The following is a 20,665-nucleotide window of genomic DNA, read 5'->3' as shown; positions in this document are numbered from 1 at the left end:
ATGCGGGGATCAGACTTGCTGCGCGGTATGCGGCACCCGGGTTAACCGGACCATGAGGTCATAAGGGTTGTCGGACTGCAGCAGCTGCTGTACCTGCTCCTCGTTAACTCCAGAGCAAACCCGCGTTTGTCCCGTATGGTATTGGATGTGCATTTGCGAGGATTGATCATCGTACTGCACGAAGGCGATTTGTTTGGATCCGATCGGAATGTACTTCATGAGGCTCTCTCCCTTCGGAAATGAGAATGAAAATACCGTTGGCATAGCAACACGGAGCCGTAACAGATTACGTCGACATATTCTTACTATATGCCTTTGGACAGCAGATTAGAATGTGCAGAACCATGCTTTTACCATGACTCGGCCCGAAAAGGGGTATATTGATTGATTTACCCTAATCTATGGAAGATGAAACACAATTTCACGCCATTACAGCATGTGCAAAAGGAGGATCATCCATTCGCAGCCAGGTCCTGCGTAAAATTGGTAATATCCTCAACTGCCTTGTTCACGGAACCCGCCTGCTGTTATAATAGACGATAAGTCGTTTCTGTTTATCATGATCCCCTAAGCGAGTGACCCGTAGATGACGGGCGAATATGCTCGGTATTATTGACTACACCCTGTTCACTATTATGGATGGAAAGGGAATCTATAGGAGGCGTAGAGATGAGCTTTTGTTGTGGCGCCAGTATGATCGGAACGAAAGGAACCTTAAAACATATACGAACACAGATTCATAATGTACCCCTGTTATTTTGTCCGGTATGTCACCGGGTCGAGGTTCATTATTTGGTAGAAAGCGAGTACGATATATTAGCCGAATATGCGCATGGCGACGGAGCTCCGGAAGTAGATTTTCAAGAGTATGTCGACCATCGGAGCCAGGCGGAATTAATTGAAAACTGCGTCAATCATGAGAATGAAGATCCCTTCGAGGTCGTACGCAGTCAAATCGATATGTCTTTGGATCTGTTAATGGTGGCCAAAGCATGGGGCGATGTCGAATGGGAGGAGCAGCTTAAGCACAGGCTGAATATCCTCAGCCAGCGCAAGAGCAGATTAAATAACAAAAAATCGATGCGCGGCTTAACATAATTGGACCCGACAACGTCTCTTTTATTAGGGACGTTTTTTTGTTGCCTTTTAACCCCATGCACGGTTAATTGTTGAACCGTTTTCACCGCTAGTAAGCCAGCGATTGCGACAGCGTTATTCGACAAAGAAAGCTTGGTTCATATTACCTGTGATATAATAAATGCTGAGACACAAAACGACCCCCGTAAACAACCATGACGATAGCGAAAAAATATAGTGTGAGGTGGAACGATTGCTGCTCGTTTTATTTAAGAGATTTCTCGGAAAACGCCAGTCTCACCACCCTGAAACATCGGATTCGCAAACACCTGAGCAACTTGTGATTCGGATTCAAGAGGGTGATTTACGCCTGCGCAATCAATTTATTACGGATTACCAGCCGTATGTTGCGAAGGTAACGAGCCGTTTTTGCAAAAGGTATGTAGATCCGGCAAGAGATGATGAATTTAGTATTGCTTTGGGCGCTTTTAATGAAGCCGTTAACCAATTCTCCCCGCAGGCGGGTCGGTCTTTTCTCGGTTTTGCCGAGCAGGTCATTCGACGCCGCTTAATTGACTATGTCCGTAAGGAGCAGCGCTTCACGCAGCAGATCCCTTACAGCATGTTCGAAGTGGAGGACGAAGAGGACAACGTCGTGAACCCGGTGGAAATCCATCAGGCGATCGAGCAGTATGAGAAGCAAAAAGGAATGGAGGAGCGGCGCAGCGAAATATTGGATTTGAATCGTTGTTTGGCTGATTTTGGTATTCAATTTTCGGATTTGGTGGACGCGTCTCCGAAGCATGACGATTCCAGGCAGGCTCTGTTTGCCATTGGCAGACAGCTCTCCGAGGATTCCGAGTTGATGAGAACCATGCTCTCAAAGCGCATGCTGCCGATTAAGGAATTGCTGGACATGGTCAAGGTGTCCCGAAAAACATTGGAACGCAACCGCAAATTTATCATTGCTGTCGCTTTAATTTATAACGGGCCTTATCCATATCTTCGAGACTATCTACATATTAAAGAGGATGAACAAGAAGGGGGGGTAGCAAATGAATAAAGGCATCGTCATGGAGATGACGGGATCCAACATTATCGTTATGCGCCAGGACGGCAAATTTGATAAGATTCCCCGCAAAAACCGCAGCTGCGAGATTGGCGAGGAAATTATCTATGCCGAACCCGGCTTGAACTGGCGCAGCCCGTCCGTAGCCGGCCGGTCCGCTCTCGTTGCGGCGGTCGTGTTCTGCCTGGTCGTATTCGCCAGCTTTGCCGGCAGAATGGGCAGCTCCGAGGTCGTTGCCTATGTATCGCTGGACATCAACCCGTCCGTAGAGATGGGAATCGATGAAAAGGAACAAGTGCTTGAGCTTAGAGGGCTGAATGATGACGGCACCGAATTGATTCAAGAGGTTAGTTATAAGGGGAAAACGCTTGAGAATGTAACAGCTACCCTGCTGGACAAGGCGGAGCAGAAGGCGCTTGCCAAAGGCGAGGCGGACATTGTTATTGCCAGCTCCGTCGTTCAGGAGAAAAGTACGGTAGACGATACGAAGATTGCCGAGAAGCTCCGTCAGCAGGTTTCCGAGCATATTAAGCAAACCCATCCCGAGCAAGTAAGCTCCTATCAGGTGGAGGCTTTTGCGGCTCCGCAGGAGGTTAGGGAGGAAGCGAAGAAGAACAACGTCTCGATGGGGAAATATTCGGTTTATTTGAACGCCAAAAACAATGGTGTCGATGTGACGCTCGATGATCTGAAGAAGGAGTCGATTCATCAGATCGTAAAGAATAACCCGGATAATAAATCGGCGATCGTTCAGCCTGATAAAATGCCGACCAAGGCCGATATCAAGAAGCTGGTGGAAGAAGAAAAGTCCGGAGAGCTGGATAAGAAGCTGAAAGAGAAGAAAAAAGAACAAACCTCGAAGGATAACAACGGGAAAGGCACTACCGGCAATAACAATAGCAGCAACAAGAACGACAAGAATGACAAGAACGATAAGAATGATAAGAACAGTAAAAATGACAAGAACGACAACAAAAACGACAACAAGGATGACAACAAGAACAGTAACAAGAACGACAAGAATGACAAAAACGACAAGAATGACAAGAATGACAACAAGAACGACAAAAATGATCCGAAAAAGAACGGCTCCGGCGTAACCAACACGAATAACAATAAAAACGATGACCGGAAGGACGATAAACGGCCGGGATCGACGGCTACGCCAAAGCCTTCGTTCAAGCCGACGCCTACACCCCCAATACCGAGTATAAAGCCGGGAACGCGGATTCCCGGTACTTCCGGTTCGGGGAACGACAACAAGAATGACCCGAAAAAAGGCGACAATTCCTCCAAAGATTCGGATTCCAAGAAGGATGATCCTAAGAAGAAGGACGATGACCCGAAGAAGGCCAGCGATCCGAAAAAGGATGATTCCGGCAAGGATGACGATAATAGCAAGCGGGAGGATACAAAACGTCAAGACGATGCCAAGAAGCCTAATGACAAGCAGAGCGACAAGAAATCGGATGACGATCGCAAGAAGGAACAGGACAACAAAAAGACGGATGATAAGAAATCTGACGATTCAAAAAAAGATGATTCAACGAAGAGCGATGAGGGTAAGAATCAAAGAAGATAACATGGCAAAGAAAAGTGGCGTTAACTGCGCCAAGCAAAAGCACAGCCGCCAATGTTGGCCGCTGTGTTTTTTGCGTGAATTTTGTTGGCTCTTATGCCGGAACGACCGGGGTTATGATAAAATAGTAACTTGAATATGATCTACCAGCTTCTTACGGGAAGCTTTGTCTATACTTCTTATTTTTTCGGGATAAAGGGGAGAAAGCAGTTGAGATACAGTCCATTTGGAAAAACCGGTTTTCAGGTATCGGCATTAGGCTTCGGAGCTATGAATTTGCCTGGAGTTTCCTTGCAGCAGGCCGGAGATACGCTTAATTACGCACTGGATCACGGCATCAACTACATCGATACGGCTGCAGGGTACCGGAACAGCGAAGAGATTATCGGGGAAACGATCTCCCATCGCCGTTCGGAGTATTTTCTGGCAACCAAGACGAATAAGCGGGATTATGCCGCCGCCAAGGAAGAGATTGAGCGGAGCCTGGTCAGAATGAAGACCGATGTAATAGACTTGCTGCAAATTCACTATGTCAATTATGTAAGCGAATATAAGCAGGCCATGGAAGAGAACGGAGCCTACAAAGCAGCTTTGGAGATGAAGGAAGCGGGCAAGGTCCGCTTTATCGGCATTACGGGGCATCGGCCGGAGCTTCTGGCCAAGTGGATCAGCAAGGGAGATTTCGATCAAGTCTTGTTCCATTTGAACCTGGCTCAGCCGTTTGCCCTGAATGAGCTGATTCCTATGGCTACGCAGATGGGAATGGGCAAGGTGGCGATGAAACCGCTATCCGGCGGCTTCATACAGCCAGTGGAGAAAGCGATCCGTTATCCTTACAGCCAGAATGTCGATGTCATCATTTCAGGCATGGTTAGCGTGGATGAAGTCAAGCAAAATTTGGCTGCGATGGAGCAAGAGGTGGAAGAGGAGGAGCGCAAGGAGCTGGAGGCGCTGGCGCTTGAGCTGGGAAGCCATAATTGCCGCCGCTGCAACTACTGCTCTTGCCCGATCGGTGTTACGATTCCGGATATTATGATCTCAAGCCAGGTACGGCAAACCTTGGGCTTGCTGCCTAAGGGCAACGGTTTTTATGAGAGGCAGAAGGACAAGATTCTCTCCTGTGCCGATTATGAGCCCTGTAGGGAGAAGCCGCTCTGTGAGGAAAAGTGTCCGTACCATCTGCCGATGCAAAAGGTGGTCCAGGAAGCGGCTTCTTACTACCGTTAACATTGGATTTCATAAGACGTTACCTGCTGTGGTAACGTCCCTTCTTTATCCTTCAGAGCATATCTGATACATACATATCCCTATACAAACAAAAATGCCGCCTGTAGAGGCGGCACATACGCGGCGTTTAAGCGGAGATGCTTTTACTTTTGTTTTTGGAGGAAGATGCGGAGGCCGACATGATCGTCAATGCCGCTTCCTCTAAATCCTTCAATCGAATCACGAGACGATTGATCTCGTCGGTGGTGTAGGACAGATTCGTTGTTCGCTGCTCCAGCTGTGCAAGATCGATGCTAATCCATCCGGTCTTGCGTTTGTGTGCGGACAAATCGAATGACAGCACAGGCAGAGAGGCAACCGTTCCTTCACTTCCTTGGAATACCGAAGCGGCTTTGCTGGAGTCTTCGCTGATATCGTTCAGATGGAAGTACAGTCTCCCGGCTTTCCAGCGTACGAAGCCAGGCTGAAATGCGATGACAACCAGTGTTTCTTCTCCGCTGTCCTGCTTGTAGATCGCGAAGTTCTTGGAATGTTTCCTGCTGCGAATATATTGATGCTTCTTAATATCAGGCAAGAATAAGACGATAAATATAGGTATTGCACTTGCGGCATAAATAAGCATATCGGATTGAAATAACGCGGCCAGACCTAATAAAGCGGCAAAAAGAATGAGAAAAGTCCAAAACCATTTTATGTTTTTTTTCGACAAGTAAGCCATCCCCCAGATGGAAAGCAAAATGTTGAAGCCGATATATTCGCAATATTCCTATTCTACCATATTGTCTATAGCAAGTTAAAGGGATTTGCTATTTTGTCATGTGCCAAAAGAAGGAGTCAGCCGGATAATGAGGAACGAGAATAGGAATCATAGCCGCTTCAACATGACATACGCAGCAGAAGACCGTAAGTTTCGTTAGGAGGCCTTAATGAAAAGGATAGGTATTATTGGTCTAGGAGATATTGCGCAGAAAGTATACCTGCCGCTCCTTGGTTCGAATGAGAACGTTCACATTGTCGGCATAGCCAGCCGGACGCCGGCCACTGTGGAGAAGGTAGCGCGTCAATATCGCATAGAAGGACGCTATGATACGGTGGAGGCCCTGCTCGAAGCAGAGCCAGAGGCCGTATTCGTCCACAGCCCGACGGAAACTCACTATGATGTGGTTATGGCTTGTCTGAAGCGGCGAACGGCCGTGTATGTGGACAAGCCGCTTTCGTACGATTACCGGGAAGCGGAAGCCATGGCGAAGTACGCATTAGATCAAGGTGTACTGCTGGGCGTTGGCTTTAACCGCCGCTACGCTCCTTTATATGTCCAGGCAAAGCAATGGATGGAGGAGACGGGAGGCTTCGAGCTTTGCTCTGTTGCCAAGCACAGGACGAAGCTACAGAAGCACGGCGCCAAATATACGCTTTACGACGATCTGATCCATATGCTTGATTTGCTGCTGTGGATCGGTGGAGAACGGTATGAGGATTTGCAGTACATAGAACAGCAGGATGGTGCTGGGAGGCTGCTGTTCGGAGCGGGCAGTCTTGTGTTCCCCGGACCGGGAGCGGATCGAGCCATGAAACGAGCGGGTCAATTCAGCATGGTACGGCAGGCCGGGGCAGACTTGGAGAAGCTTGAACTGCATGGAAGCGGCCGTTCCGTCGAAGTGAAGAATATGGAATCGGCTGTTTTTTATGAGCAGCATGCTCTCCCCCGTTCGGGTGGCTTTGGCAGCTGGGAGACGATCGCGGCCCGCCGCGGCTTCGCCGGGGCAGTAGACCATTTTCTTCAGCACCTGGATGATAAGGAAGCTTGCGCGATTCGCGCCGATCGTGTCCTCCCGGTTCATCAGCTGATTGAGAGGATGACGTCGCGCTTATAACACGTGCAAGCTGGATATGGATTCGTGGATTCGATTTGTCAATGACCTGAGCAGTTACGAATGAAATGCAAAGGAGGCGTCACTATTGAGTTCAATGCATCTGGAACACCCTTCTTTTTATGAACATGCATTTTTGCTTGCTCCATTAGGTATCGCCGTTCTATCCATGGATGGTGTTTGGAATCGTGTCAACCCGGCCCTCTGCTGCATGCTCGGCTATGAAGAACAGGAATTGATAGAGAGGGATCATCGAAGCTTCATTCATTCCGATGACTGCGCTAAGGAAGAACGAGAGCTGAAGGAATTGCTAAAGGGACATACCGGCTCCGCTCACCTGGATATTCGTTATATCCATAAGACGGGGCAGGTCATATGGGCGGCGGAACAGGTAATGGTTCTTCGAAATCACGACGGGACGCCGGAGAGCCTTCTTGTTTATTTGACGGCTATCTCGGATAGAAAGCTCGAGGACAATATCTCCTCCATCCTGTTCGAGCACTCGCAGGATATTATCGTTTGTAGTACGGCGGACGGGCTATGCCTGAGCGTGTCTCCGGCTGTCCACAGCTTGCTCGGATACGAACCGGACCGGTTAATAGGCAGGCAACTAGTGGAATATTTCCATCCGGACGACGTGGCCCCTATAATGAACCGGCAGTACGGCGAGCATGACAAAATATGTGCGCGTTTTCGTCATGCGGACGGGCATTATGTCTGGATTGAAACGGCTGTTAAATTGATCCTGAATGAGGAGGGCGAAATAGATAAAATTCTCTCCATCGGAAGGGATGTGACGGAACGAATAGAGACGGAGCAGGCTCTCATCCATAGCCAAAGAAGCCTCAAGGAAGCGCAGCGAATTGCGTCTATCGGCAGCTGGGAATGGGATGTGGACAGCAAAGAGATCATATGCTCGGAGGAGCTGCTCCGCATTCATGGCATTAAGGATGGCGGCAGCATCGGAACGTATGAGCGCTTCCTGATGTATGTCCATCCGGACGATCAGCCCATGGTGGTGTCGAAAATAAGGAATGCCCTGGAGGGTCATAGCTTCAGCCTGGAATGCCGGATTCTTTTGCCGGATGAGGATGAAAAGCATGTTCATCTCCAAGGAGTTGCATTGAAGGACGAGCAGGGTCGTTTAATGAAAATCCATGGCACCGTTCAGGATATAACCGAGCATAAGAAAATGCAGCAGCTGCTGGAGGAAACGATCGACCGCTATACTTCGCTGAAGAAATACAATCCCGAGGCCATTATTGCCTTGGACAAAACGGGCTATATCGTCTCGGTCAATCCGGCCGCAGAGCAAATCACGGGTTATTCCGCACAAGAATTGAATGATTTTCATTTTACGGACCTATTCTATTACGAAGATGCCGGCCGGGCCCAGCAGTGGTTCCAACACTTTATGATAGGAGAATCGTTCGATTGCGGGGAGATGCGGCTTGTCAGCAAGGAAGGCTCCCTAGTCTATCTGCTGATAACACCGGCCCCGATCATTATTCGCCAGGCTATGGTTGGCTGCTATGTTATGGTCAAAGACATAACGGAGCAGAAGAGAAAGGATGAGCTTCTGCGCAAATCCGAGAAGCTGTCCGTTGTCGGTCAATTGGCTGCGGGGGTTGCCCACGAGATTCGCAATCCGCTTACCGCGCTGAAGGGCTTTGTGAAGCTGATGATGCATTCCGATGCGCAGTTCCCCAGATATTTGTCCATTATGAAGGAGGAGCTGGATCGCATTGAACTGATCGTAAGCGAGCTGTTGATGCTGTCGAAGCCGCAATCGCTTCAGCTGCGGAGGACCGATCTGAAGGATTTGGTAGAAGAGGTCCAGACGCTGATCGGCACACAGGCCATTATGAAAAACATTGAAATCCAGCTGGCGGCCGGACAAGGTCCCTATGCCGTGCATTGCGATCCGAATCAAATCAAGCAGGTTATCATTAACTTCCTGAAAAATGCGATCGAAGCGATGACCCGCGACGGAATCATTCATATTGTTCTTACCATTGCGGAAGATACCGGTCTTGCCATGCTGCGGATTATCGATCAGGGCTGCGGCATACCGGAGGACAAGCTGCCCCGGCTGGGCGAGCCCTTCTATACGACCAAGGAGGGCGGAACCGGGTTGGGATTGATGATAAGCCAGAAAATTATAGAGCATCATGGCGGGAAGATGTCTATTACGAGCCGGGTCAATCAAGGCACGACGGTAGAGATGAGTTTGCCCTTGTGCGACATTCCTTTGGAAGAACTGGCTTCATTGCGGCTATAATAAAGGGAGGAAGCAGAAGGCTTGCCAGCCTTATAAACCCAGAAGGAGGAAGGGAAGATGAGCGCAAATCAAGAGACGGCCACCCGGGTGCCGCCGGGACAGACGTTGACGCAAGGATTTCCGGTGCTGCATTACGGCAGCGTGCCTTATTACAACGATATGAGCCTTTGGAATTTTCGCTTGTTTGGCCTGGTGGAGGAGGAAGTGACGCTCAGCTACCAGGAGTTTATTGCACTGCCGCGGCAGGAATTCCGTAACGACATCCATTGCGTGACCACCTGGTCCAAGCTGGACAACGTATGGGAGGGGGTAGCGGTCGCCGAGGTAATGAAGCGTGTGAAGCTGAAGCCGGAGGCGAAGTATGTCATGCTGCATGCCGAGCATGGCTGGACGACGAACTTGCCGCTGGAGGACTTTCTCAAGGAGACCTCGTTATTTGCCCTGAAGCATAACGGAGAGCTCTTAACCCCGGATCACGGGTATCCGGTACGGATGGTTGTGCCGCATCTGTATTTCTGGAAAAGCGCCAAATGGCTGCGCGGCATCGAATTTATGGCGAACGATAAGCCGGGCTTTTGGGAGCGGAACGGGTATCATATGTATGGGAATCCCTGGAAAGAGCAGCGCTACGATTTCGATTAATTCTCGCAACGAGGGCCGGTTACGCCGGCTCTTTTTACGTTCGAACAGCCAAGAAAATGTAAAATTATGTAATTCACACAAGGGAGGTGCCGCATGTTCATTGCAATGACTTTAAGTTTGCTTGACCAGGAGCTGGAGAAGATCGAGAAGGCGCTGCATCGGATTTCGGATGCTCAGGTTTGGGAGAAGCGGAAAGAGGGGACTAATAGTATTGGCAATCTGTGTCTTCATCTCGCAGGCAATGAATTCCATAATATTGCAAGCAGTATCGGAGGGCTGCCTTACACCCGGGAGCGCTCCGCGGAATTCAGAGCTGAAGGAGGCTTCTCCTGCAAGGAGCTGTACGGCCGATTGAAGGAAGTTAGGGAGCAGTCGCGAAGCGTGCTCTCGGCTATATCAGAGCAGGATCTGGAACGGGAAGTGACGGTTCATTACCCGGAAGACGCGGGAATCGCTACCTATAACCGCCCCATAGGAAGGCTGCTGTACCATCTTACCGTGCATTACGGGTATCATACGGGGCAAATCGTTTATATGGCACGGCTGCTTCAAGAACAAGATAACAATATTTTGAAATGGAAGCATTAATTTGTATTGAAGGTATATTTTTAAACAATGTTCAATAAAAAAAGTGTTTTAGGCAGGATAATTGCTTTAACGCGTCGAACAGATATAAGGTTTGGCAATTGCGCATAAAAAAAATGGAGGGTAAACAGCATGAGAAAGGCATCACTTTTGGCACTAACGTTAGTAATGGGTATCGGCGCCGCACTAGCTGGCTGTGGAAAAAAAGAAGCCGCCCCAACAACTCCCGGAAGCTCCGCTGCACCGGCTAAGACAGAGACGGTTTCGATGGATATCGGCATGCTCAAGCTGACCAGCTCGGCACCTATTTTTATTGCTATGGAGAAGGGATACTTCAAGGAAGAGGGCATCGATGCGAAGCCCAAATGGTTTGACGCGGCACAACCGATTGCTGTAGCAACAGCGGGCGGAAGCGTGCAGGTTGGAGCGACCGGAATCTCCGCAAGCTTGTACAACATGGTTGCAGGCGGACAGAAGCTTGTGATCGTTGCCGATAAAGGCCGAGAGCAAAAAGGGTACTCTTCGACGGCTTTCATGGTTCCTACGGATTCCGACGTGAAATCCATTGAACAGCTGAAAGGCAAAAAAATCGGGATTACCCAAACAGGCTCCACCTATCATTACATGGTAGGACGTTTGCTTGAAAAGCATGGCTTGACGCTGAAGGACGTCGAACTCGTTCCTCTGAACAGCATTAAAGGCTTGATGGAATCGCTCAAGAGCAAGCAAGTGGATTCCGTTATGCTGAATGAGCCTAACTTGACTACCGTCGCCAAAGAAGGCTACGGCCGCGTCCTGGCACAAGTCGGGGATGAAATTGAATATCAAACCTCCGGCGTATTCTTCTCTCCTAAGCTTGCGGATAACAAAGATTTGTCCGTTCGTTTCCTGAAGGCTTATGCCAAAGCGACTCGTTACTATTATGACGCGGTATTGACTCAGAAGGACGGCAAAGTGGTTCCTGGAGCCAACTATGATGAGGTTGTTAAAATCATTGCCAAATACACGGATCAGCCAGAAGAAAATGTGAAACAGGGCTTGCCTTACATGGATCGTGACGGAAAACTTCTCGCTACCGACATCAAGACCCAAGTAGACTGGTATGCCAAAGAAAAGCTGATCGATAAAGCGATTGATCCTGCGGGTATCGTCAATACGAGCTTGCTGGATGAAGCCCTGAAGCAGCTGGGGAAATAAGGCAATGAGGATCGTAGTAGATAACGTTGAGAAGAAGTTTATCGATTCCAAGAAGCGGGAAGTAACGGCTCTCAAAAGCATTAACTTCGCCATCGAGGAGCAGGAATTTGTTGTCCTGGTCGGACCGAGCGGCTGCGGCAAATCGACGCTGCTTAACATTGTCGGGGGACTCTTGTCTCCTTCCTCAGGTGAGGTCTATTTCGAGGGCTTCGATGCGGCGAAGCCGCCGCGTCTCGGCATTGTCTTCCAGGAGATTGCTCTGTTCCCATGGCGTACCGTTTATGAGAATGTGATCTTCGGTCTGGAAGAGCAAGGGGTAAGCAAGCAGGAGCAGAAGGAAAAAGGACAGCATTATATCGATATGGTAGGGCTGACCGGCTTTGAGTCGGCGTTCCCTAAGCAGCTGTCCGGCGGTATGCGTCAGCGGGCAGGCATCGCAAGGGCGCTTGCGGTGGAGCCGGATCTTCTGTTGATGGACGAGCCGTTCTCTGCGCTGGACGCCCAAACCCGGACACTGATGCAGGAAGAGCTGCTGTCGATCTGGGACCGTACCCGATTGAGCACGCTTTATGTGACGCATAACATTCAAGAGGCCGTCTATTTGGCGGACCGGGTGATCGTATTGTCCCGCCATCCAGGGCAGATTAAAGCGCAAATCCGCATTGATCTGCCCAAAATGGGCCGTGACAAGGAGGAGCACCGCGCGGCCTTTGAGAACTATTCGAATGAAATCTGGGAGCTGATTCGGCATGACGCCCAAGAAGCTTTGAAGGAGGGATAGCATGAGTGCATCATCAAATGAAAAATCAACCGGGCAGCGCCATGTCATCCGCAACCGGGTATCCTTCCTCGAGCTGAAGGTACCGGCGTATGCCTCTGTACTCGGGATTCTGGTCATTCTGCTGCTCTGGGAGCTGGTCTGCCGGATGGGCATTATGCCTCCGTTGTTTTTGCCGGCCCCAACGGCCATTCTTTCGGCAGGCTGGGACATGCTGACGAGCGGAGAGCTGCATGAGAACCTGTGGGCCAGCTTGTACCGTATCCTTGTCGGTTACGCCATTGGCGCCGTATGCGGGATTGTGGTCGGCCTGTTATTAGGATTCTCCAAATGGGCCGATGCTATTGTCAGCCCGATCGTTTACTCGATCTATCCGATTCCTAAGATCGCTTTGCTGCCGCTGATTATTTTGTGGCTTGGGATCGGGGAAACGCCTAAATTTACGATGATTGCGCTCGGCGTATTTTTTCCTGTCGTTATTAATACGTTTTCCGGAGTTAAGAACGTCGATCCGATCTGGATCAAAGCGGCTGTTACCTTTGGTTCCAGCCATTTTAACGTGATCCGGAAGGTCATTCTTCCGGGAGCTTTGCCAATGATTTTCGCAGGGCTCAAGCTGGCTGCAGGGACCTCGCTCCTGCTGCTCGTTTCGGCGGAAATGATCGCGGCTCAGCAAGGCGTAGGATCGATGATACTCCATTACGGGAACCTGATGATTACGACGAAGCTTATGGTCGGCGTTGTCGTCCTGTCGCTGTTAGGCTTGCTATTTAACCGCGGCTTGCAATGGCTTGAAAACAAGCTGCTGCCTTGGAAATAAGCTTGGCTATAATAAGAGACCGTTAGTGAACAGGCTGGAGCTCCAGCCGATTCATTAGCGGTCTTTTTTTATATTGAAACATTTAAAAAAAGCATCGGGGCACCCCCACGCAAAGTACTAAACGATACTTTGTGGCCCCCGCATTACAGGGATATTTGTATAGGTGGTTCAGGTTCGAAGCATATTACAATCGATGTTTTGTTAAAAGTTACAGTTGACGTTAACGTTAACTTTGGAGCATAATAGAATACGACCAAAAGAGAAGGATGATTCGGATGACGGCAAAATTCAAGATCGATGACGTAGCGAAGGAATGCGGCTTGACCAAACGGACGCTTCGATATTATGAGGAGATCGGATTACTTCCTCCCCCTGAACGAAGTGAAGGCGGAATTCGTTTGTACACGCAGGAGCATATTGACCGGCTGAAAAGGCTGATTAATGCCCGTGACGTCCTGGGGTTTTCCTTGCAGGAGCTGCAGCGTTATGTAGCCTTAACAGAAGAGCTGGAATCCCACAGACAAGGATACAGGCAAATTTCCGATGACAAGGAGAAGCTGCCCAAGTTAATAGAGCTTGAGCCTGTGGTGAAGCATCAGCTGGACATTCTCGAAGAGAAGCTGCAGAAAATGACGGAAATGCGCGATGACATTCAGCATTTTCTACAACGAGTTCAGGCTGCCATAGCCAGAATGAGCGGAGAAAATGAGCAAAAATAATAAATAGGAGTTGGTCGTTACTATGGAACCTGCATCAACAGAGAAAACAGGGTTATTGAGTCAACCCAAAGCGGTATGGGCCGTAGGCTTTGCTTGTATCATCGCATTTATGGGGATCGGCCTTGTCGATCCTATTTTGCCCGCCATCGCTGAAAAAATGAATGCAACCCCAAGCCAGGTTACATTGCTTTTCACAAGCTATAACATGGTCATGGCCATTGCCATGCTGATTACAGGCGTCGTGTCGTCCAGATTGGGTACCAAATGGACTTTGCTGCTGGGGATTATCATCATCGCTATATTCGCCGCATTGGGCGGCGCTTCTAACGGCATTTGGACTCTGGTCGGGCTTCGCGGCGGCTGGGGACTCGGGAATGCGCTTTTTGTCGCTACGGCATTATCCGCCATCGTCTCCTTATCCACTGCAGGAACGGCCCAAGCCATCATTCTCTATGAAGCGGCCATTGGTCTAGGGATTTCCGTTGGTCCCTTGCTGGGCGGGGAGCTTGGCTCCATCTCCTGGCGCGGCCCGTTCTTCGGCGTTAGCGTGCTGATGGTGGTCGCTTTTGTTTTCCTTCTCATCATGATGCCAAAAACGAAGAAGCTAACGAAGGCTAAAAGCTCCTTGATGGACCCGTTCCGGGCATTGAAATACCGTGCGCTGCTGACGCTCGGACTGACTGCATTTTTGTATAACTTCGGATTTTTCACCTTGCTGGCTTATTCGCCATTCGTTATGCATCTGAAAGAACGGGGCCTGGGGTACGTCTTCCTCGGCTGGGGACTTCTTCTTGCAGCCACATCCGTATTCATGGCGCCTAAGCTTGAAAGACGATACGGCACCATCTCCTCCATGTGCATCATGCTGACCTTGTTTGCTTTAACCTTGTTTGCGATGGGGATTTGGACGTCGAGCAAAGCGATCGTCATTATCGCGGTTATCATCGCGGGCGCTTTCTTGGGGAACAACAATACGCTGATCACGACGGCGGTGATGCAGGCCGCTCCGGTCGAGCGTCCAACCGCTTCGGCGGCATACAGCTTCCTGCGTTTCCTTGGAGGAGCGATCGCTCCGTGGTTTGCAGGCAAGCTGGCCGAGTGGTATAACCCTCATGTGCCGTTCATCGTAGGCGGCTGCTTCGTGCTTATCTCTGTTCTGCTCGTATTGAGCAGCCGGAAGCATTTGTTGCATATTGATCGGGCAGAATCGTCACACTAACATAAAAAGCCGGCCTTGTTGAGGCCGGCTTTATTAATGAGAAGCCTGGTTCACTTGAAATGTTGCTACTATATTCCAGTGGGATATGCCCCTCCAGCCGCTGTTGAAACCCGTGAATCTTTGATTAAAATTAATGGTATGTTCACGGGTTTCAAAGGCGGACGTAAACTCCTTCGAGGCATACCCCACTTCCTTATATAGCAAATTTCACGAAGCTAAAGGCTTCTCATTCGCCGACCTCAAAAAAAGGTCGGCTTTTTATGTTTTACAGGGTAGGAGGAAAGCTACTTGGAAGTTTCCTTCAAAGAGGCAGGGCTGGTATGGAACGAAAATCTCGGGATTTTCAATAAGACCGCAACGAGAAGAAGCATACACCCATTGATAGCGAACACGATAGGGATCGAGGTTTGAGATGCCAGGAAGCCGCCGATCAGAGGGCCAAGCAGCAGTCCCATCTGGTTCGCCGACTGGTTCAAGCTGAACGCGCGGCTGCGGAAGCCCGGGTCTGTCATCTGCGCGATGAAGGCGTTCAAGGCAGGATAGACGGCTGCGAAGAACAGACCGTACACAAAGCGCAGCGATCCGAAGCCGATCAGATTGTGGAAGGCAATTTGCAGCAGGTTGCCTATGCCGCCGCCGAGCAGGCCGATGAACAGCACCTTCTCATACCCGAGTTTGGTTCCGAGCTTCCCCCAACGCGGTGCGGCGATCAATGTCGCGATGCCGACGGCGGAGAAAATAATGCCTGCATTCAGCGATGCAGAGGATTGGCTGGAGCCGAGCTTCAATACATAGATCGTTAATAACGGCTCCAGAATCATGATGGATGTAGACGTAATGAACACTATGAGCAGGGCCGACATTAACGGTTTGTTCGAAGCGGCCACTTTCAGATCGTTTGCAATGGAGGAACGCTTGGCATCGGTCTTGTTAAAGGAAGGCTCCTTCACCCACAGGATGGCGATGACGAACGCGATAAGCACCATCACGCCCGCGACGAAGAACGTATCGCGCGGTCCGATCAGATGACTGACGACGCCTCCGAGCAAAGGCCCCAGTATGGATGCCGTCGCGCTTGAGGTGGAAATGATGCCGAGCGCGTAACCGATATGTTTTTCCGGCGTATTGGTCGCTACCAAAGCGATGGCGGATGGAATGTAGCCGGCAAGCAGGCCTTCCATGATCCGGACAAGGATCAATTCATAAGGATTTTGCACGATATAATACAAGAAATAAGCGATGGCCAAGCAGATGCCCGCTCTCAGCATCATTGGCTTTCGGCCGTACTTGTCGGCGAGCGACCCCCAGAAGGGCGCAATCAGCGAGCTGGCTAAAAAGGTGGAGGCAAAAATGACGCCGGTCCATGCCTCGAGATGGTTGTGGACGCCCAGGTCCTCTTGCAAAAAAATGGACATGAAGGGGATGGATACCGAGTAAGCCATACTCACCAGAAAGGTGCCGATCCACAATACGAAAAGATTGCGTTTCCAGGAAAAATTCACTAAGAAGCACTCCCTCTTCACTTTTTTGTTCATCATACCATTAATAAGCGGCGGTTCCCGATAAAATCTTTTTTTTGAACGATAGAATGTAATGGGAGGCTCGTTCTGCTGAATTTACGAAAATCAGTTTCATTAAATGGAAATATGAGTTATTTTAGATGGAGATGATTGGCACAACAGGAGGGATTGATCATGGAGAAACCGGTGTCGTTCAGTATTATAGGCGGCGGAGGCTTCCGAGCGCAGTTTTATCTTCGAATTGCCCAAGCGCTTCCGGAGCGGTTCCGCGTTAGCGGTCTGGTCGTCAGGGACCCTGACAAGGGACGCAGGCTTGAGCAAGAATGGAACGTTCCTGCTTATCCGACGCTGGAGCAGCTGCTCAATAAGGAAAAGCCGGATTTTGTCGTGGTATCTGTCAGCCGGTCTGCCTGTAAGGAGTATTTGCTCCAATTGGCGGAGCTTGGCATTCCTGCGCTGTCGGAGACGCCGCCGGCTCCGGATCTCGAAGGCTTGCTCGAGCTTCATGACAAGCTCACCTTAAAGGGAGCTCGGGTTCAGGTGGCGGAGCAGTATCATTACCAGCCGGCGCATGCGGCGCGATTGGCTTTTATTCGCTCAGGGAGACTAGGGCGGGTAACGGAAGCGACCGTATCCATCTCGCATTTGTATCATGGGGTCAGCCTGATCAGGAAAATGCTGGGCGCGGGCTTTGAAGATGTAACGATTCAGGCCAAAAGGTTCGAATCCGATTGGGTGGCGGGACCGACCCGCAGCGGCCCTCCGACGGAGGAGCGATTGATTCCGCTGCAGCGCGACCTTGCTTGGCTTGATTTCGGCGGGAAGCTCGGGATCTATGATTTTACGAAGGATCAGCATCGCTCCTGGACCCGCTCGAATCATCTGTCCGTAAGGGGGCAGCGAGGGGAGATCTTCGATCACCGGATTCGCGTGCTGGCTGATTATGAGACGCCTCTGTATATGGATTTCAAACGGATTAACCGGGGAGAAGAAGAGAATCTGGAAGGCTATTTCCTGAAAGGGATTATAGCGGGAGAGCAGTGGGTTTATGACAATCCGTTTGCACCCGCAAGGCTGTACGATGACGAAATTGCTATCGCCACGTGCTTGATGCATATGGCCGATTACGCGGCGGGCGGGCCGGATTTCTACAGCTTAAGGGAAGCGTCCCAGGATCACTATTTGGGCTTAATGATCGAGCAAGCGATAGCAACAGGGCAGAGCGTAGTGGCCGAACGTCAGCCGTGGGCTCTGTAAACAGATTTGATAAAAGCCTTGCCTCCGATAAGCTTCGCTGTCCTAAGAACGGAGTATGGAATATGGCAGGTAAGGAGAAATTAAACAACAAATGACGCTCTTTTAGGTGGATGGCGAATGAAACGAATATTTCAAATATACAAGACGGATTTATGGAATGTTGCCAAAGTACCTACGGGTCTGCTGCTGATGATAGCTCTTGCGATTCTGCCCTCCGTCTATGCCTGGGTTAACCTGAAAGCGATGTGGGACCCTTACGCGAACACATCCGGCATCAAAATTGCGGTTACCAGCAAGGACGAGGGGGCGACCGTGCAGGATAAGCAGTTCAATATCGGCAACGAGGTCATCGAAAGCTTGAAGGACAATCATAAGCTGGGATGGATCTTCGTGGATGAGGAGGAGGCGATCCGCGGCGTGGAGAGGGGGACGTACTACGCCAGTCTGCTTATTCCGGCCGACTTCTCCAGGAAGATTGCGAAGGTGCTGGAAGGACAAGTGCAGAAGCCCGAGATCCAATATACGGTTAACGAAAAGATTAATGCGGTCGCCCCGAAAATTACGGAAAAAGGAGCGACCAGCGTCACCTCGCAAATCAGCGAAAATTTTATTAAAACGGTGAGCGAGACCGTTCTGACAAGAATGCAGGAGCTTGGCCTTCGATTCGAGCAGCAGCTGCCGACCATCCGTAAGATTGAGGAGCGCATCTTCGAGCTGGAAACGCGTCTTCCTGAGATTGAGGATATGGGCAACAGGGTGCTGGATATTGAACAGAAGCTGCCCGATTTTCGCGAGAAGGGGGACAAGATCGTCGAGCTGGAGCAGAAAATTCCGGAGATCGATAAAGCCGGAGCTGCGCTGCTCAGGGTGGAGGAGCAATGGCCCAAGGTCAATGAGGTGGCCAATGATGTGCTGCTCATTCAAGAGAAGCTGCCGGAGATCCAGAGGGCGGCCGACCGACTCGTCGAGCTGGACCAGAACTTTTACAAGGTCGAGGATGCGATGAATACGGCCATTAATGACGCCCGCAAGGCGGATGAGATTGTCGGCGCGGCGCTCGAATCACTGCCTAAGCTGGAAGCTATAGCGACGAATGGCGGAGCCTTCGCCGATCTGGTGAATGATTTCCTGCAAAAAAATGATGCCGCTTTTCAAGCGCTTGTACCTGTTATTAAGCAGGACTTGATCCTGCTCCAGCAAACGGCGGATGCTGTGACGCAAATCACCGGCCAGCTGCAGGATGCCAATATCGACCCTAAACCGCTGCTCGGCGTATTAAGCTTCCTGGCCGATCGGCTGAGTACGGCGGTCAAGGTACTGGATCATCAAATAGATCTGTTCACAAGGCTGAACAGCTACTTGCCGGGAGGCCCTCTCAGTAATGTCATTGATAGGCTGACGACCGTAAGGACGAATTTCAGCCAGCAGGTAGAGCTGATTAATGCCATCGTCACTTCGATTCAAAAAGGCGAGCGGCCAGCTAAAGAAATCGTCGATAATTTGAACAAGCTATCCAAGGATGCGAGCGCCGCGCTGGGAGACATTCTATCCCGGTACGATTCGGAGATTGTGCCGAATATAACGAAGGCGTTGAAGCAGCTCCAATCCGTTGCCGTCAATGCGTCGGATGTGCTGCAGACATTGAAGTCCAAGCTGCCAGATATTCAGGCGATTTTGCAGGATGCCCAAGCGGGAATCCGCTTCGCCCAGACCGAGCTGGATGCGCTGCAAAAGGATCTGCCGCAGATTCGCGCACGAATCCATGAAGCTGCGGGCACGATTCAGAGTAAAATGAATGATTTTACAGCCGCGCTTAATGAAGCGGTGCCGTTCATCCATAACGATTTGCCGAAGATCGAGCAAAAGGTTCATCAGGCGGCTGATTTTGTGAGAAATGACCTGCCTGCCCTGGAGGATGAGCTGCGCAAGCTCTCGAATTTATACCAGACGAGGTTCTCCGAGCTGGAGAGCGCGGTTCATCAAGTCGCAGGGCTCGTCAGAAACAATCTTCCGGAATTCGAAGACGCCGTCCGCAAAACGGCGGATCAAATTCGAAGGCTGGAGAGCGGCAGCAGCATCAGCGAGCTGCTCCGGTTTTTGCAAAACGATATTCAGAAGGAAAGTGATTTTCTTGCCAATCCGATTCTGATTAAGGAAGACAAGAAATATCCGATCCCGAATTACGGCTCGGCGATGTCTCCTTTTTACACGACGCTTTCCCTCTGGGTAGGCGCTATGCTGTTAGTCTCGTTAATGAGAGTGGATGTGGAAGGATCCGAAGGGGTGTACAAGAGCTATGAGGTTTATTTCGGCCGCTTGTGCATATTCCTTACGATTGGTCTGGCTCAAGCCTTGATCGTATCGCTCGGCGATTTCTTCCTGCTTGGGACTTACGTAGTGCATAAGCTATGGTTCGTCCTGTTTGCCTTCCTGATCAGCAATGTCTTTATCACCATTACCTATACGCTGGTGTCCGTATTCGGCAATATCGGCAAAGGGCTGGCGATCATCTTCCTTGTTCTGCAATTTTCAAGCTCGGGAGGGACGTTCCCTGTGAGCACGGCGGCGCCGTTTTTCCAAAGCTTGAATCCGTTCATGCCGTTTACTTATGCGGTCGGGCTTATGCGGGAGGCGGTCGGAGGCATTCTTTGGGAGGTAGCGCTTAAGGACATTTTCTTCCTGATCGTGTTCATTATCTTGTGCTACGTAGTCGCCTTGGCGTTGAAAAAGCCCTTAAGCGGCTACACCAAACGGGTTGCGGAGAAAGCGAGACAGACGAAGCTCATTCCTTAACAGCTGCAAGGAGGGCCCCCAAGGCGGAATG

Annotated in this window: 18 protein-coding genes; 15 read left to right on the top strand and 3 right to left on the bottom strand. The window is 50.3% G+C overall.

The genetic code is table 11. The features are described from left to right. Positions 1-9 precede the first annotated feature (9 nt). The gene (locus B1728_RS27095) at positions 10-219 is read right to left on the bottom strand and encodes a KTSC domain-containing protein (protein WP_079913547.1); all 210 of its coding nucleotides are present in this window, start codon (positions 217-219) and stop codon (positions 10-12) included. Positions 220-669: 450 nt separating this feature from the next. Here B1728_RS27095 and B1728_RS27090 point away from each other — a divergent pair, with 450 nt between their 5' ends. The 4 genes from B1728_RS27090 (at position 670) to B1728_RS27075 (ending at position 4,952) form a co-directional block, all read left to right on the top strand. Further along, positions 670-1,098, top strand: coding sequence for a hypothetical protein (locus B1728_RS27090; RefSeq protein WP_079913546.1), 429 nt, complete (start codon positions 670-672; stop codon positions 1,096-1,098). Between the two features lie 232 nt (positions 1,099-1,330). After that, positions 1,331-2,140: an RNA polymerase sigma factor SigI gene (gene sigI / locus B1728_RS27085; RefSeq protein WP_079913545.1), complete on the top strand. Its 810-nt coding sequence runs from the start codon at positions 1,331-1,333 to the stop codon at positions 2,138-2,140. Further along, positions 2,133-3,728, top strand: a complete 1,596-nt coding sequence (locus B1728_RS27080) for an anti-sigma-I factor RsgI family protein (RefSeq protein ID WP_079913544.1) — start codon at positions 2,133-2,135, stop codon at positions 3,726-3,728. Before sigI ends, B1728_RS27080 begins: the two co-directional genes overlap by 8 nt. Before the next feature lie 207 nt (positions 3,729-3,935). Next, positions 3,936-4,952, top strand: a complete 1,017-nt coding sequence (locus B1728_RS27075; protein ID WP_079913543.1) for an aldo/keto reductase — start codon at positions 3,936-3,938, stop codon at positions 4,950-4,952. A 127-nt stretch (positions 4,953-5,079) separates the two neighbouring features. Here the strand turns inward: B1728_RS27075 and B1728_RS27070 are convergent, their stop codons facing one another. Then, complete coding sequence (locus tag B1728_RS27070; RefSeq protein ID WP_079913542.1) at positions 5,080-5,661, bottom strand: hypothetical protein; 582 nt, start codon at positions 5,659-5,661, stop codon at positions 5,080-5,082. Positions 5,662-5,878: 217 nt separating this feature from the next. Between B1728_RS27070 and B1728_RS27065 the strand changes: the two genes are divergently transcribed. The 9 genes from B1728_RS27065 (at position 5,879) to B1728_RS27025 (ending at position 15,064) form a co-directional block, all read left to right on the top strand. Further along, complete coding sequence (locus B1728_RS27065; RefSeq protein ID WP_079913541.1) at positions 5,879-6,826, top strand: Gfo/Idh/MocA family protein; 948 nt, start codon at positions 5,879-5,881, stop codon at positions 6,824-6,826. Positions 6,827-6,920: 94 nt separating this feature from the next. Then, positions 6,921-9,104: a PAS domain S-box protein gene (locus B1728_RS27060; protein WP_079913540.1), complete on the top strand. Its 2,184-nt coding sequence runs from the start codon at positions 6,921-6,923 to the stop codon at positions 9,102-9,104. Positions 9,105-9,161: 57 nt separating this feature from the next. Continuing rightward, a complete protein-coding gene (locus B1728_RS27055) occupies positions 9,162-9,746 on the top strand; it encodes a sulfite oxidase-like oxidoreductase (protein WP_079913539.1) in 585 nt (194 codons plus the stop codon). Positions 9,747-9,839: 93 nt separating this feature from the next. Further along, positions 9,840-10,334, top strand: a complete 495-nt coding sequence (locus tag B1728_RS27050) for a DinB family protein (RefSeq protein ID WP_079913538.1) — start codon at positions 9,840-9,842, stop codon at positions 10,332-10,334. 129 nt (positions 10,335-10,463) lie between these two features. Further along, entirely contained in the window at positions 10,464-11,528 is a 1,065-nt protein-coding gene (locus B1728_RS27045) for an ABC transporter substrate-binding protein (RefSeq protein ID WP_079913537.1), read from the top strand. Between the two features lie 4 nt (positions 11,529-11,532). Continuing rightward, the gene (locus B1728_RS27040; RefSeq protein WP_079913536.1) at positions 11,533-12,309 is read left to right on the top strand and encodes an ABC transporter ATP-binding protein; all 777 of its coding nucleotides are present in this window, start codon (positions 11,533-11,535) and stop codon (positions 12,307-12,309) included. A gap of 1 nt (position 12,310) precedes the next feature. Then, positions 12,311-13,126, top strand: coding sequence for an ABC transporter permease (locus tag B1728_RS27035; RefSeq protein WP_079913535.1), 816 nt, complete (start codon positions 12,311-12,313; stop codon positions 13,124-13,126). Positions 13,127-13,401: 275 nt separating this feature from the next. Next, the gene (locus B1728_RS27030) at positions 13,402-13,845 is read left to right on the top strand and encodes a MerR family transcriptional regulator (RefSeq protein WP_079913534.1); all 444 of its coding nucleotides are present in this window, start codon (positions 13,402-13,404) and stop codon (positions 13,843-13,845) included. A 22-nt stretch (positions 13,846-13,867) separates the two neighbouring features. Next, positions 13,868-15,064, top strand: a complete 1,197-nt coding sequence (locus B1728_RS27025; RefSeq protein ID WP_079913533.1) for an MFS transporter — start codon at positions 13,868-13,870, stop codon at positions 15,062-15,064. Between the two features lie 284 nt (positions 15,065-15,348). Here B1728_RS27025 and B1728_RS27020 read toward each other — a convergent pair whose 3' ends face one another. Then, on the bottom strand, positions 15,349-16,566 hold the full coding sequence (locus B1728_RS27020) for an MFS transporter (protein ID WP_079913532.1): 1,218 nt from the start codon (positions 16,564-16,566) through the stop codon (positions 15,349-15,351). 192 nt (positions 16,567-16,758) lie between these two features. Here B1728_RS27020 and B1728_RS27015 point away from each other — a divergent pair, with 192 nt between their 5' ends. Next, positions 16,759-17,841, top strand: a complete 1,083-nt coding sequence (locus B1728_RS27015; RefSeq protein ID WP_079913531.1) for a Gfo/Idh/MocA family protein — start codon at positions 16,759-16,761, stop codon at positions 17,839-17,841. A gap of 117 nt (positions 17,842-17,958) precedes the next feature. After that, on the top strand, positions 17,959-20,634 hold the full coding sequence (locus B1728_RS27010) for a YhgE/Pip domain-containing protein (protein WP_079913530.1): 2,676 nt from the start codon (positions 17,959-17,961) through the stop codon (positions 20,632-20,634). The last annotated feature ends 31 nt before the right edge of the window (positions 20,635-20,665 follow it).

Source organism: Paenibacillus sp. 32352 (genome assembly GCF_002042965.1).
Classification (GTDB): Bacteria; Bacillota; Bacilli; order Paenibacillales; family NBRC-103111; genus Paenibacillus_S; species Paenibacillus_S vulneris.
The sequence above is the reverse complement of the archived record's forward strand: the minus strand, read 5'-3'. Positions and strand labels throughout refer to the sequence as shown.